The organism is Achromobacter sp. LC458 (assembly GCF_001005835.2).
Taxonomy (GTDB): Bacteria; Pseudomonadota; Gammaproteobacteria; order Burkholderiales; family Burkholderiaceae_B; genus Achromobacter; species Achromobacter spanius_B.
Window position 1 is genome coordinate 172341 of record NZ_LBHW02000008.1, and the last position, 14623, is coordinate 186963.

At 64.5% G+C, this 14623-nt stretch carries 9 protein-coding genes; 4 read left to right on the forward strand and 5 right to left on the reverse strand.

All coding sequences use genetic code 11. The features are described from left to right. The first annotated feature begins 160 nt into the window (after window positions 1–160). Window positions 161–1102 carry a MurR/RpiR family transcriptional regulator gene (locus YH64_RS09735; protein ID WP_046803711.1) on the forward strand — a complete coding sequence of 314 codons (942 nt, stop codon included), beginning with the start codon at window positions 161–163 and terminating at the stop codon, window positions 1100–1102. Between the two features lie 32 nt (window positions 1103–1134). Continuing rightward, window positions 1135–2481 (forward strand): aspartate aminotransferase family protein, encoded by a 1347-nt coding sequence (locus tag YH64_RS09740; protein WP_046803758.1) that lies wholly within the window; start codon window positions 1135–1137, stop codon window positions 2479–2481. Window positions 2482–2494: 13 nt separating this feature from the next. Here YH64_RS09740 and YH64_RS09745 read toward each other — a convergent pair whose 3' ends face one another. From YH64_RS09745 to parE, 4 genes are read right to left on the reverse strand one after another with little or no spacing between them, the layout of a single operon-like run. Continuing rightward, the gene (locus YH64_RS09745) at window positions 2495–3706 is read right to left on the reverse strand and encodes a DUF418 domain-containing protein (RefSeq protein ID WP_046803759.1); all 1212 of its coding nucleotides are present in this window, start codon (window positions 3704–3706) and stop codon (window positions 2495–2497) included. 29 nt (window positions 3707–3735) lie between these two features. Further along, entirely contained in the window at window positions 3736–6066 is a 2331-nt protein-coding gene (gene parC / locus YH64_RS09750; protein ID WP_046803712.1) for a DNA topoisomerase IV subunit A, read from the reverse strand. A 45-nt stretch (window positions 6067–6111) separates the two neighbouring features. After that, window positions 6112–6720 carry a YcxB family protein gene (locus YH64_RS09755; protein ID WP_046803713.1) on the reverse strand — a complete coding sequence of 203 codons (609 nt, stop codon included), beginning with the start codon at window positions 6718–6720 and terminating at the stop codon, window positions 6112–6114. Continuing rightward, window positions 6720–8681 (reverse strand): DNA topoisomerase IV subunit B, encoded by a 1962-nt coding sequence (parE, locus tag YH64_RS09760; protein ID WP_046803714.1) that lies wholly within the window; start codon window positions 8679–8681, stop codon window positions 6720–6722. Before parE ends, YH64_RS09755 begins: the two co-directional genes overlap by 1 nt. Window positions 8682–9009: 328 nt before the next feature. Here parE and trxA point away from each other — a divergent pair, with 328 nt between their 5' ends. Together trxA and rho are read left to right on the forward strand one after the other, a co-directional pair. Further along, window positions 9010–9336 (forward strand): thioredoxin TrxA, encoded by a 327-nt coding sequence (gene trxA, locus YH64_RS09765; protein WP_006218534.1) that lies wholly within the window; start codon window positions 9010–9012, stop codon window positions 9334–9336. Window positions 9337–9452: 116 nt separating this feature from the next. Then, complete coding sequence (rho, locus tag YH64_RS09770) at window positions 9453–10712, forward strand: transcription termination factor Rho (RefSeq protein ID WP_006218533.1); 1260 nt, start codon at window positions 9453–9455, stop codon at window positions 10710–10712. Window positions 10713–10822: 110 nt separating this feature from the next. Here the strand turns inward: rho and YH64_RS09775 are convergent, their stop codons facing one another. Further along, window positions 10823–14536: a YhdP family protein gene (locus tag YH64_RS09775; protein WP_304503170.1), complete on the reverse strand. Its 3714-nt coding sequence runs from the start codon at window positions 14534–14536 to the stop codon at window positions 10823–10825. Window positions 14537–14623 lie beyond the last annotated feature (87 nt).

Consider the following 14623-nt stretch of genomic DNA (forward strand, 5'->3'; position numbering starts at 1 on the left):
TCCCGGACTTGCGAGAGGAGCAAGTGGCGTGCTCAAGGCGCCGCCGCGTGGGCTAGAACAGCATCGCCGCACGAGAAATGCCGAGAAAAAAAACAATTGTTTTATTTAAATCCATAGATATATCATTTGTTTTTAACCGGTACATCCCGACCTTACCCACATGTCATTGCCCCCTGACCTCATCCCGACCTTGCAGCAAAAAATGGAAGGACTGCCACCGGAGCTGCAACGCGCGGCGCATTGGGTGGCGGCGCATCCGGCGCAAGTGGGGTTGTGGTCGATGCGGCGTCAAGCCCAGGCGCTCGGCGTGGCGCCGGCCACCATGCTGCGGCTGGCGCGGGCGCTGGGATATTCCAGCTACGAAGCATTTAGACAACCTTTCCAACAAGCGCTTGCCGACAATAGCGGGCAAGCCCAGCCCGGCCTGCGTGATCGCGCCGCCGCGCTGCAAGCAGCGGCCGGCGATGCCGCCACGCCGGGCCACGATGTCTTGACCGACTACCAGGTCCAGGCGGTGACGTCAGTGTGGGCCCTGAACCAGGCGTCCGCATTCGACGCTGCCGTCCAGACTTTGCTGAACGCGCGGCAGGTGGGCTTTCTGGGCACGCGTTCCGCCTTCGGCATCGCGTTCCAGATGCGCTACGCCTATCAGTTGGTGCGCCGTAACAGCGTGCTGATCGACGGCCTGGGCGGGGCGCCAGCCGAACAGGCCGACGGCTTGGACGCTGGCGACGCGCTCATCGTGATCTCGCAAGCGCCCTACCCCACCGCCACCGTGCAACTGGCACGCCAAGCGGCGCAGCGGGGCGTGGCGCTGATCGCCCTGACCGACGACCCCTTGTCGCCGCTGGCCGTGGACGCACGCCACACGCTGCGCTTCGCCCCGCCCGACCGCGACGGCGTGCAGGCGAACCCGGCCCGCCGAGGCCCCGGCTCGTTCTTTCACACCACCGCCGGCTTGCTCGGCTTGGCCGAACATCTGATCGCCAGGTTGACGGCTCGCGGCGGCGCGGACGTCCTGAACCGCCTGACCGAAGTGGAACAGCGCCTGCGCGCCGACAACGTCTATTGGACCGCCCCAACGTCCCGCCGCCCCGGCTGACTTCAACCCTCACCTTTGCCAAACGGATTGCCATGAGCCACTCCCACGTTCTGCATCGTTCCCTACGCCAGACGCCCCCTGTCGCCGTCAAAGGCCAAGGCGTGTGGATCCACGACAGCGCCGGCCGCGCGTACCTGGACGGTTCCGGCGGCGCCGCCGTGTCCTGTCTTGGGCATAACCATCCCGACGTCCAGGCCGCCATGCACGCCCAGATCGACGCGCTGGCCTATGCCCACACCAGCTTCTTCACGACCGACGTCGCCGAACAGCTGGCCGCACGGTTGGTGGAGGACGCGCCGCAGGGCATTTCGCACGCGTACTTCGTGTCGGGCGGGTCCGAGGCGGTCGAGGCCGCGCTGAAGATGGCGCGGCAGTACTTTGTGGAAATCGGCCAACCGCAACGGCGCCATATCGTGGCGCGCCGCCAGAGCTACCACGGCAACACGCTGGGCGCGCTGGCGGTAGGCGGCAACGCGTGGCGCCGCGCGCAATTCGCGCCGCTGCTGATAGACGTGGAGCACGTGTCGCCCTGCTACGCGTATCGCGACCAGCAAAGCGGCGAAAGCGCCGAGCAGTACGGCGAACGCCTGGCGCGGGAACTGGAACAGACCTTTGAGAAGCTGGGCCCCGACACCGTAATGGCGTTCGTGGCCGAGCCGGTGGTGGGTGCGACCAGCGGCGCCGTCACCGCCGTGCCCGGCTACTTCAAGCGCGTGCGCGAGGTCTGCGACCGCCACGGCGTGCTGCTGATTGCCGACGAAGTGATGTGCGGCATGGGCCGCACGGGCACGCTGTACGCGGTGGAACAGGAAGGCATCGTGCCTGACCTCATCACCATCGCCAAGGGGCTGGGTGGCGGCTATCAGCCCATTGGCGCCGTGATGGTCCAGCAGCGCATCGTGGACGCCATGCAGCAAGGCAGCGGCTTCTTCCAACACGGGCACACTTATCTGGGCCACGCCATCGCCTGCGCGGCCTCGCTTGCCGTACAAGACGTGATCCGCCGCGACAACCTGCTGCAACGCGTGCGCGAACAAGGCGCGGGTCTGCGACAGCGGCTGGAGCAGGCGCTGGGCCAGCATCCGCAGGTGGGCGACATCCGCGGCCGAGGTCTGTTCATGGGGATTGAGCTGGTGCAAGACCGCGCCACCAAGCAGACCTTCGACCCCGCGTTGGCGCTACACGCGCGCATCAAGCGCGAAGCCATGGCGCAGGGGCTGATGGTGTACCCGATGGGCGGCACCATCGACGGGCGCCAGGGCGACCACGTGTTGCTGGCCCCGCCGTTCATCATTTCCGATGACGAGCTGGACCAACTGACCGAACGACTGGTTGGCGCCATCGACACGGCGCTGAACGCGGTCCGCCGCGACGTGTGATCCGGTATGCCGATCAGCCCGCTCGCGCGCGCCGCCAAGGCGGCAACGCCCCGATGGTCAGCGCGCGCAAAAACCACTCTACGGGGCCGTATGCGTGATGCTTTAACCACCATGCGGACCACGGCAGCTGCGCGGCGAATATGGCGACCGCGATGCCCACGGTTGCCAGCGGCGACACCGACGCAAACAGGCGCAGCCCCCAGCCGGTGAACAGGAACGCGCAAATGACCGACTGCATCAGGTAGTTGCTTAACGCCATCCGCCCTGCCGGCGCCAGCCACGCCGCCAAACCGCCCAACGCGCGGGTACGGAACGCCAGCAGAAACGCGGCGGCGTACGACATGCTTAACAGCGGCGCCGTCAGCAAGTCCACCGCCAGCCCGGGCAATTCCCAGGCGGCACCGGCAAACGGCAGGGACGAGGTCGCATACAACGCCGACCCCGCCAGGCCGGGCAGCAAGCCGAACGCGCAAAGCAGCCACAGCGCGCGTGGTTGCCGCCACGGGTCGGCCAGCGCTTGGCGCCGGCCCAGCGCGTAACCGGCGAGGAACATCGCGAAGACGAACGGCCCTTGCACGAACAACACCATGAACCACACCGAGGTCGTCAATTCCTTGATGTGCTGCGAGATGGTTGTGCCAATCGTGCCGCGATACGCCTCGATGGACGCCAGCGCGTCGGCCCAGTACTGCGCCTCGTAGCCGGCGGGCACGGGGTCCAGGAAACTGAGCAGGCCCAGCACCCCCCACGCCGTTGCGGCCAGCACGATCAGCCACAGCGCGGTGTGCAGCGCATGCCGGGGTGCGATCCGGCGGCACGCCAGCAAGCCCAGGCCTAACAAGGCGTAGGTCAGCAGGATGTCGCCTTGGTAGAACAGCACGGCGTGCAGTGCGCCCAGCACGGCCAGTCCTGCCAGTCGACGCACAAAGCGCGGGGCGAAGGCCGCCTGGCTGCGTTCAGCCGCCGCCATCTGCAACGTGAAGCTGTAGCCGAACAGAAAGGAAAACAGCAGGTAAAACTTGGTTTCGAACAGGCAGGCAATCAGCCAGCGCACCACCAAGTCCAGCGGGCGGGAGTAGGTCGGATCGGCCATGCCCGCGCCGTAGAACGGCGACGAGAAAACGCCGATGTTCACGACCAGGATGCCGAAAAGCGCAAAGCCGCGCAGCGCATCCACGTGCGCCAGGCGGCTGGCGGGCATGGCATGCGCGGCGGCGTGAGTCATGGGCGCGCGCCCGGGCATGGCCTGTGGCCTTACCCCAGCACGGGCGACAAGACCGGCTGCTTGGGACGCACGTCCAGCTGACGGCCCTTGCGCGCGCGCTTGCCCACATACGGCGCCAGCGCGTCACCCACCAGGATGTCTTCGGTCAGCTTGTTGCGATAGATGCCCGTGGCGCGCAGGCCGCGAGCGCCAATCGGCACGGTCTGGTCCAGCTTGTCGGACGCGTCCAGGCCCATCAGGATGGTGCCACGGCCCCCGCCCGACAAGGACTTGCATTCGTCCAGCCCAAACACCAGGAACTTGCCCTTGGCCGACAGCAGCGCCAGTTGCGTGGCGCCGTCGAACAAGGGCACCGGACGCAGCATTTCATCGCCGGTTTCCAGCGTGATGAACTGCTTGCCGGCGCGCTGGCGGCTGACCATGTCGGACAGCTTGGCCGCAAAGCCATAGCCGCCGCGCGTAGCCAACAGCCAACGCGATTCGGGCGCGGCCGCGATCGTGTGCACGATGCGCGTGCCGGATTCCAGATCGATCATCGTCGTGACCGGCTGGCCGTCACCCCGCGCCGAGGGCAAGCCCGCGACCGGCACCGAATACACCCGACCGTTGTCGCCCATGGCGATCAGCGTATCGGTGGTGCGGCATTCGAAGGCGCCGTACAGGTCGTCGCCCTGCTTGAAGGTGAACTGCGCGGCATCGTGGCCGTGGCCCTGACGTGCACGCAGCCAACCCTTTTGCGACACGATCACCGTCACCGGTTCGTCCAGCACCTTGGTTTCGAGCACGGCGCGTTCGGCCGTTTCGATCAGCGTGCGGCGGTCGTCGCCATACTGCTTGGCGTCGGCCTCGATTTCCTTGATCAGCAGGCGCTTGAGCGTCGTCGGATTGTCCAGCAGTTCCTGCAACGAAATCTGGTCCTTGCGCTTGTCGGCCAGTTCCTGCTCGATCTTGAAACCTTCAAGGCGAGCCAGCTGGCGCAAGCGCATTTCCAGAATGTCTTCGGCCTGGCGCTCGGACAGCTTGAAGCGTTCCATCAGCGCCGCGCGCGGCTCGTCGGATTCGCGGATCGTCTGGATGACTTCGTCCACGTTCAGGTAGACCAGCATGCGGCCTTCCAGCACGTGGATGCGGTCGGTGACCTTGTCCAGGCGGAAACGCGTGCGGCGCACCACGGTGTTGGTGCGGAACGCCACCCATTCGACCAGGATGTCGCGCAGGCCCTTCTGGCGCGGCCGGCCGTCCGTGCCGATACACACCAGGTTGATCGACGAGCTGCTTTCCATGCTGGTCTGCGCCAGCAGCGTGTTGACGAATTCGTCACGGTCCACGCGCGAGGTCTTGGGTTCGAAGACCAGACGCACCGCCGCATCCTTGCCGGACTCGTCACGCACGGCGTCCAGCAGGTTCAGCATCACGGCCTTGGCCTGGGTCTGCTCGGGCGTCAGGCTCTTCTTGCCGGACTTGACCTTGGGATTGGTGATTTCCTCGATCTCTTCCAGCACCTTCTGGCCCGAGGTGCCCGGGGGCAATTCGGTGATGACCAGTTGCCATTGGCCGCGCGCCATTTCTTCGAACTGCCAGCGCGCACGCACCTTCAGGGACCCCCGGCCCGCGCCGTAGATCTGCGCGATATCGGCGGCCGGCGTGATGATCTGGCCGCCACCGGCAAAGTCGGGGCCGGGAATCATGGCGTGCAATTCGGCGTCCGGCAATTGCGGATGCTTGATCAGCGCCACGCAGGCCTGCGCCACTTCGCGCAGGTTGTGCGGCGGCACCTCGGTGGCCATGCCCACGGCAATGCCGGATGCGCCGTTCAGCAGCATCATGGGCAGCCGCGCGGGCAGCATCTGCGGTTCTTGCTGGCTGCCGTCGTAGTTCGGCACGAAGTCGACCGTGCCTTCATCCAGCTCATCAAGCAGCAGCTTGGCGATTGGCGTCAGGCGCGCCTCGGTGTATCGCATGGCGGCGGCGTTGTCGCCGTCGCGCGAACCGAAGTTGCCCTGGCCGTCGATCAGCGGATAACGCAGCGAGAAGTCCTGCGCCATGCGCACCATGGCGTCATAGGCCGCCTGGTCGCCGTGCGGGTGGTACTTACCCAGCACGTCGCCCACCACGCGCGCGGACTTCACCGGCTTGGCGCCGGCGGCCAGCCCCATCGCCTGCATGGCGAACAGGATGCGGCGTTGCACGGGCTTTTGCCCGTCGCCCACGTCGGGCAAGGCGCGGCCGCGCACCACGGACACCGCGTAGTCCAGATAAGCCTGCTCCGCGTAGCGCGCCAGCGTGATGGCGGCATTGGCATCGCCGTCGCCATCGGGCGGGGTGGGGTCGAACAGGCCGGGTTGATTGCTGTCGGTCATGGTTATTCAGGTAGACAATTTCATCGAAACGGCGTCAATGCGCCCTTACGCGGAGGGGGCCAGCTGGGTGTCGGCGACATGCGCGCGCAGTTGGGCGCGCACCGCTGCCAGCGTGGCGGCGTCCTGGCCGCGCTTGGGAATGATCACGCCTTGCAAGGTGCCCAGAATGACGTACAGGTGCTGCGGCGTTTCCTCGACGCGGCGGATATCCGACCATTCCATCCGGCCGGAAGCGCTGCCGGTGGTATCTAGAATGCCGTCGGGGCCAAAGTCCAGCTGGTGACGTCCCAGGAAAAGGTCGTCGGGCTGCTTCTTGAGCATGCGGCGCGTGTTCATCCGGACCAGCGGCGGCAGGACGAATTCATACGCCAGCGCCAACAGCACCAAAATGCCCAGGCCGACCGCCAGCCCTTCGAAATACACGGGCAGCATCTGCGACCAGTTGGGCCCCTTGCCGTCCCAGGTCTGCCAGACCAGGTAGGCAAAAAGCGCCACGATCATCAGCACGCCAAAGCGCAGGTGCGAACGATACCGACGCCGGCGCAGTTCGGGCCGCCGGTATACATAGGCGGCGAACTCGGCGTAGTCGTCAGCCGTCATGTCGACGATCATGCGGGCGGAGTCGGAAGCGGGGTCGGGCAAGGTGGACGTCATCAGATGTCCAGCTCTGCCAGGTTGCCCTTTTCCTCGATCCAGGCGCGGCGCTGCGAGGATTCACCCTTGCCCATCAGCATGTCGAACATGCGGGTGGTGTCTTCGGGGGTTTGATCGCCGTAGCCCACGGGCAGCAGGCGGCGCGTGTCCGGATTCATGGTGGTTTCCCACAGTTGTTCCGGGTTCATTTCGCCCAGGCCCTTGAAGCGGCTGACGGACCAGGCGCCTTCGCGCACGCCTTCCTTGCGCAGCTTGTCTTGCGCGGCTTCAAGCTCGCCTTCGTCCAGACAGTAGATCTTGCGGGCCGGGCGCTTGCCCTGCGCGGGCACATCCAGCCGGAACAGAGGCGGCTTGGCCACGAACACGTTGCCGGCTTCGACCAGCTTCGGAAAGTGCTTGTAGAAAAGCGTCAGCAGCAAGACCTGGATATGCGAGCCGTCGACGTCTGCGTCCGACAGGATGCAGATGCGGCCATAACGCAGGCCGGACAGGTCCGGCGTGTCGTTGGGGCCGTGGGGGTCTACGCCGATCGCCACCGAAATGTCGTGGATTTCGTTATTGGCAAAAAGCCGGTCGCGGTCCACTTCCCAGGAATTGAGCACCTTGCCGCGCAGCGGCAGGATGGCCTGGAATTCCTTGTCGCGCCCCATCTTGGCGGACCCGCCCGCGGAGTCGCCCTCGACCAGGAATACTTCGGTGCGGCTGGCATCGCTGGATTCGCAATCGGTCAGCTTGCCGGGTAGCACGGCCACACCGGAGCTCTTGCGCTTTTCGACCTTTTGGGCCGAGCGCTGGCGCGCCTGCGCCTGGCGAATTGCCAGTTCGGCCAGCTTCTTGCCGTATTCGACGTTGCTGTGCAGCCAGAGATCCAGCGCGCTCTTGGCAAAGCCGCCCACCAGACGCACAGCATCGCGGCTATTCAGCCGTTCCTTGATCTGGCCTTGGAACTGCGGGTCCAGCACTTTGGCCGACAAGACAAAGCTGGCGCGGGCGAACACGTCTTCGGGCAGCAGCTTCACGCCCTTGGGCAACAGGCTGTGCAATTCGGCAAAGCCCTTCACGGCGCCGAACAGGCCTTCGCGAAGGCCGGATTCGTGCGTGCCGCCGGCCGGCGTCGGGATCAGGTTGACGTAGGACTCGCGCACGGCGTTGCCGTCTTCGGTCCAGGCCACGACCCATTGGGCGCCCTCGCCTTCGGCGAAGTTCTCGTGGTCGGCCCCGGCGTACTGCTGGCCTTCGAAGAACGGCACCATCAGTTCGGCGCCGGTCAGCGCTTCGGCCAGGTAGCCGCGCAAGCCATCCTGGTATTGCCACGTCTTGGTGTCGCCGCTTTTCTCGTTGACCAGCGTGACTTTCACGCCGGGTAGCAGCACGGCCTTGCTGCGCAGCAGGTGCGTCAGTTCGCCCAGCGGAATATTGGGGCTGTCAAAGTACTTGGCGTCGGGCCAGACGCGCACGCGGGTGCCCGACTTCTTGCGGCCGCCCTGGTCGTACGGCGCCAGGGGTTCGGCAACGTCGCCGCCCTTGAACACCAGCCGGTTGACCGCGCCGTCGCGCCAGACCACGACTTCAAGCCGGGTCGCCAGCGCGTTGGTGACGGAAACGCCCACCCCGTGCAGGCCGCCCGAAAAGGCATAGGCGCCGCCGCCCGCCTTGTCGAACTTGCCGCCCGCGTGCAGGCGGGTGAAGACCAATTCGACGACGGGCGCGCCTTCTTCGGGATGCAGGCCGACGGGGATGCCCCGGCCGTCATCCTCGACTGACACGCTGCCATCACTGTGCAGCGTGACCTGTATCTGTTTGCCGTAGCCGGCCAAGGCCTCGTCTGCGGCGTTATCTATGACCTCCTGCACAACGTGCAGGGGGTTTTCGGTGCGGGTGTACATGCCCGGGCGCTGGCGCACGGGCTCCAGCCCCTTCAGGACGCGAATGGACGCCTCGGTGTAACGTGGAGTGGCCAAGTTATCCCCAACATCTGTGGAAAAAAACCGACATTTTACGGATAAGCCTAGATTCTGCGCGGCTCCCGGTGGGTTGCGCACGACCTGACCAACTCCGAATTCGGTAGGATGATGACAGTCACAGCCGGCGCGTCAGGGCTTGATGGCCCGAATCGCAAACGACTGCGCCGCAACATCCTACACAAAACCAGCAAACCCTGTTGTTATTAACAGTGGTATGCCTGTTGTTATTGACAGTGGTATGCTTTAGCCCATTCCACATACAAGAACAACGGCAAGGCGCGTCCCTTTTTACGCGCCTTTTGCTGCCGAACCGAGAATCACCATCATGAGCGACCAAATCAAGAACGTCAGTGACGCAAGCTTCGATGCCGATGTGTTGAAATCCGGCCAGCCGGTGCTGGTGGACTACTGGGCTGCCTGGTGTGGCCCCTGCAAGATGATTGCCCCGATCCTGGAAGAAGTCGCCACCGAGTACGCAGGTCGCCTGACGATCGCGAAGCTGAACGTGGACGAAAACCAGGGCACCGCCACCAAGTACGGCATCCGTGGCATCCCCACCCTTATGCTCTTTAAAGACGGCCAAGCCGCCGCCACCAAAGTTGGCGCGCTGTCGAAGTCGCAACTCACCGCATTCCTGGACGGCGCGTTGTAAACCGCGTGCTGTGAACGAAGGCGCCGCCCTGGAGGCGGCGCTCATTCAATACCGCGCGAGCCCGTCCGTGGCGCGCCGCCAGAACCCTCCTTTACTTTTCCCCCACATTCACCGCGATGCACCTCAACGAACTGAAGGCGCTGCACGTTTCGCAGCTGCTCGAAATGGCCGCTGGCCTGGAAATCGAGAACGCCAACCGCCTGCGCAAGCAGGAATTGATGTTCGCCATCATGAAACGGCGCGCCAAGCAAGGCGAGCAGATCTTCGGCGACGGCGTTCTGGAAGTCCTGCCTGACGGCTTCGGTTTCCTGCGCTCGCCCGAGACCTCGTATCTGGCCAGCACGGACGACATCTACATCTCGCCCTCGCAGATCCGCCGTTTCAACCTGCACACCGGCGATTCCATCGAAGGTGAAGTGCGCACGCCGAAAGACGGCGAACGCTACTTTGCGCTGGTCAAGGTGGACAAGGTCAACGGCGTGGCGCCCGAAGCGATCAAGCATCGCATCATGTTCGAGAACCTGACGCCGCTGCACCCGAACCGCACGATGCGCCTGGAACGGGACATCAAGAGCGAAGAAAACCTGACGGGCCGCATCCTGGATGTGTTCGCCCCGATCGGCATGGGCCAGCGCGGTTTGATCGTCGCCAGCCCGAAGTCCGGCAAGACGGTGATGATGCAGCACATCGCGCATGCCATCACCACCAACTACCCCGACGCCGTCATGATCGTCCTGCTGGTGGACGAGCGCCCGGAAGAAGTGACCGAAATGCAGCGCACGGTGCGCGGCGAAGTGGTGGCGTCGACCTTCGACGAACCCGCCACGCGCCACGTGCAAGTGGCTGAAATGGTCATCGAAAAGGCCAAGCGCCTGGTCGAAATGAAGAAAGACGTCGTGATCCTGCTGGACTCGATCACCCGTCTGGCCCGCGCCTACAACACCGTTGTGCCGGCCTCCGGCAAGGTGCTGACCGGCGGTGTGGACGCCAACGCCCTGCAACGCCCCAAGCGCTTCTTCGGCGCGGCCCGTAACCTGGAAGAAGGCGGTTCGCTGACCATCCTGGGTACGGCGCTGATCGAAACCGGCAGCCGCATGGACGAAGTCATCTACGAAGAATTCAAGGGCACGGGTAACTCCGAAGTCCACCTTGAACGTCGTCTGGCTGAAAAGCGCGTCTACCCGTCCATCAACCTGAACAAGTCGGGCACGCGCCGCGAAGAACTGCTGATTGCCCCCGACCTGCTGCAAAAGGTGTGGGTGCTGCGCAAGTTCATCCACGACATGGACGAAGTGCAATCCATGGAATTCATCCTGGACAAGATGCGCGCCACCAAGACCAACGCCGAATTCTTCGACATGATGAAGAAGAAGTAAGCCCACGTTCGGTAAGCCGACGTTCGGTAAGCCGACGCCTCGCGTCAAAGAAAAACCGCCTGCATTGCATACAGGCGGTTTTTTTATGGGCCTGGTTACCTGGCCCGGCTCTAATGCTCGATGAATTCCGGCATGGCGCCACGCGCGGGGGCCGTGAAGGGACGCGGCGTCTGCTTGTCTGCCGGCTTATCTGCCGGCTTATCGCCTGACTTATCGCCCGACTTATCGCCCGACTTGCCCGACGCCTCGATGGGCTCGATCTGCGGATCGTCCCAATTACCCGTCACGGAATATTCCATCGTCATCGCGCGCGCCAGGGGTTGCTTCAGCAGCCATTGCGTGACAAAAGCGCCCAGGCCAATCAGTGGGTTCACGGCCAGTGCCGTCACCATGGCGGCCCCGCTGGCGTCCAGATTGGGGATGACCACCGCCTTCAAGTCCCAGCGTTCGCTGATGATGTTGACGCCGCCCGCCAGGACAATTGCCGCCACGGGCCCGTTGATCTTATAGCCTTCGGTGGACATTTTCCCATCGGCCATCTTCACGCGGCCCCGGATGGTATCGAACGGAAATCCGTCGCGCAGCAGGTTGGTCGGGTTGATGTCCAACCGCGCCAGCCGTTGCAGCGATTGCAGCGACAACAGCTCCAACAGCCGCGCCGTACGAGAGTTCACATGCATGAATCGGCCCTTGTCCAGGCTGATATCGACCTCGCCCGACACGTCCGCCACGTTGTGCGTCCACGGCAGATTGCGCCAGGTTGCCTTGCCCTGCGCCGTGCCCGAGCCAGCGGAGACGACGTTCTCGAAGCCGATGCGGTTCATGAACTTGCCCAGGTCCACGAAGTTGGCGTTGGCGTCCACGCTCAAGCCGCGATCCGGCCCTTCCAGCCGCCACGTGCCGGTGGCGTTCAGATTGGCGGCATCGTTGGTGATCGTCAGTTTGTCCAGCCGCCACTGGCGCCCGCGTTCCAGGTTCGTGCCCACCACCTGAAGCTCGCCCACGTTCTTGCCATATAGAAAGAACTCCTTGGCTTGCAGGTCGATGGCGGGAATATCGGATAAATCGTTGCCTGACGCCAGGGCCTTATCGGCTTCGTTGGAGTCGCCCTCGCCACCGAACGCCAGGTGCTTCATCCGCGCCTTGATCTGGCCCGCAATCGCGCCCGAAGCCTCCTGCCATTCCAATGACCCGGTAGCCTGGCGCGACTGGATGTCCACCCGCCATTGAGACGGCCCGGGACGCATGGCATACAGCGTCAGGTCATTAAGCGTGTAGCCGCTGGCGCGCAACATGCCGGTGGCAAGGCTGATGCGTTCGGGCGGCGGAAAGACCGGCTTCGCAGCGGCTTTTTTGGCGCCGCTTTTGCCCGACGGCGTATCGAAGCCATTCACTACGGCTTCCCAGCCGTCCATGTCCAGTTCGGGCAGGCTGGCGTTCAGGCTCATTCCGCGGTCCGGCAGGCTGGCGGGCCGGCCAATGCCCAACGCGCCGCGGGCAAAGTAAGACGGAGACGCGTCGGCCGGGTCACGCTCGAACAGCGCGTTGACGTTTTCGCCCAGGCTGGCCGTCAGCCAGCGGCGGTCTTTCGTGCCGCGGTCCTGGGCCGCGCCCCACTGCAATTTCAGTAATTGCGATGACGAAGCCGCTTTGCCCACCGGCGCCGGCATGTCGATGGCCATGCCCGAAAGATTCGATTCCATCGAGATCTCGACCGACCCGCCCTTCTGGTAGCCCAGCCGCCCCTTGTAGGCCGTCTTGCCCGAAAAGCGCGACATCGAGGGCATATTGCCCAGTTGCGTCAATCCGCCCGCCGTCAGGGTCCCTTCAAACTGAAGTGCGTCCGAGTTCTGCGCCAGGGTGCCGAAAATCTTTACGGGCCCGCCCAGGAACTGCGCGCGCAGCTCTTTGGTCTGCACCCCTTTTTCAGAGAATTCCAGATCGCCGTGCATCTCCTTGAGCAAGGGCATTTCCGGCATGAAGGTAAAGCTGTTGTCCGCGAACAGGATGTGACCCTGCACCTGCGTGTCTTCGGTGTTCAACAACGGCACCTTAAGTTTCAGCGGCACCCGCCAGTCGCCGGTGCCGCGCGCCTCGTCCAGCGCTCCGTCCAGCAACCCGCCAAGCGGGGAATTGGCCGCCATCGCCAGATAGGCCGACACCGGACCGTACGTCTCGCCGTTGAGCAACAATTCCGCGCCCTGGTCCATGTTGGGGATCGTGGCTGTCACCGCCCCCATATTCAGCGTCTGCCCCGGCCCGGTGCTCGCAGTGGCGCCCCCGGCGCTATCCAGCGTCAGGCTGACCTTGTCGATACGGAAATTGCCGGACAGGTTCTCCAACATGGGCCAGCCCTTGCGTCGCTGACCGGGCGGCGCGTAATCGACCTTGGCGCCGGCGTACGCGCCGGCGATGACGAATTCGCCCACGGCGTTCGGCGCGGCGAATGGAAAATCGTCCAGATCGCCCTTGAGCAAGATGGAGGCCGACCGCATTTCGCCTGCGGGCAAGCCCCCCGCCAGCCATTCGCGAGCGTCGGCGTTGACTTCTAGCGGCAGGTAACGATGGATGGCCGACATGGCGCCACGCACCATCGTGCCGCGCATGTCGACGCTGCCCGCCGCCGTCTTGCCTTCGCGCTTCCACTGGCCCTGCAAGCGCACGTCCAGATCGTCGTTCACCACGTGCAATCGGGCCACATCGACAAACCAGTTCTTGGCATCCGGCCCTTTCACCTGCGCATCCACGGCCAATTCACGCGCGATCAGGGTCGGCTCCTGGAACACGCCCGGAAGCGTCACTTGCAGGTGCTGCGCCGCGCCCTTCAGCGATACATCGGCTGCCCCCGGGCTACGCGCCAACGGCACCCCTTCTACTTGGAAAAAGTCCCCGGGCAGCCCCTGCAAACGAAATTGCGCCGATGCGCCGCGTACCGCCGTACCGTCCGTGGCGGCCACCCAGTCCACGCCGCGTACCGCCACGTCGGTCGTCAGGTCAGTGAACTTGCCGCGTTCCAGTTGCAGCCACGCACGGGCGGCGATGCGTCCCGAGATGACGGGGGCCGGTACCCACGGCGCCCACGCTTGCGGTTCGACGTCATCAAGCTCTGTATAAAGCTGGCCGCTCCAGTTGGCGGGATTGGCCGAATTCGCCGCGAACAGGCTGCGATTGAATTCGCCACGCAGTTCGACCTTGCGCGCCAACGCATCACCGGCCGAGGCGCGCAGCACGAAGCGATGCGACAGGCTGCCGTTGCGCATGACGAAGTCAACGCCGGTCAACGGCAGCGCGGGCGCGCGGCGTAAATCGTCTTGCCAGATGATGGTCGCGTCATTGATGGCCAATTCGCGCTGGCGCACCAGCCAGCGCAGTGCGGGGTGGTCCAGGTCGGACCGATGGTCGCTGGCATTCAGATCGATGTTCTGGCCAGCCACCCACAGATGATTATCGGGATCGCGGCGCAGGGTCAATTCAGGCTTGCGCACCTGCAAGCGCACCAGGCGGGGCGACAAAGTCAGCACGCTGCGCCACGCCAGCACGGCGGATACGGAAGGCAGGGACAGAACTGGCGTGGCGCTGTCGTCCACGACTTGAACCGAGGTCAGGTCCAGCCGGGGGTTCAGGCCCTGCCACTCGGCCTTGATGTCTCCGATGGTGACGCGCGCACCCAGTGCTTCGCTGGCGTACGCTTCGATCTGTGGACGCCATTCGCCCACACGGGGCAATACCCAATAGCGCACGCTCAGAAAGCCGACCGCCACCACGCCATAGATGATCAGCGCGGCCCAGAACAGGCAGCAGAGCACGCTACGCGTGCGCGGCACGGGGGCTTTTTTTGAAACAGACACGGATCGGTGGGCAGGAGAATATGTCTTGCGGTATCGTCCCCACTTATACCTGAAACGCGTCCA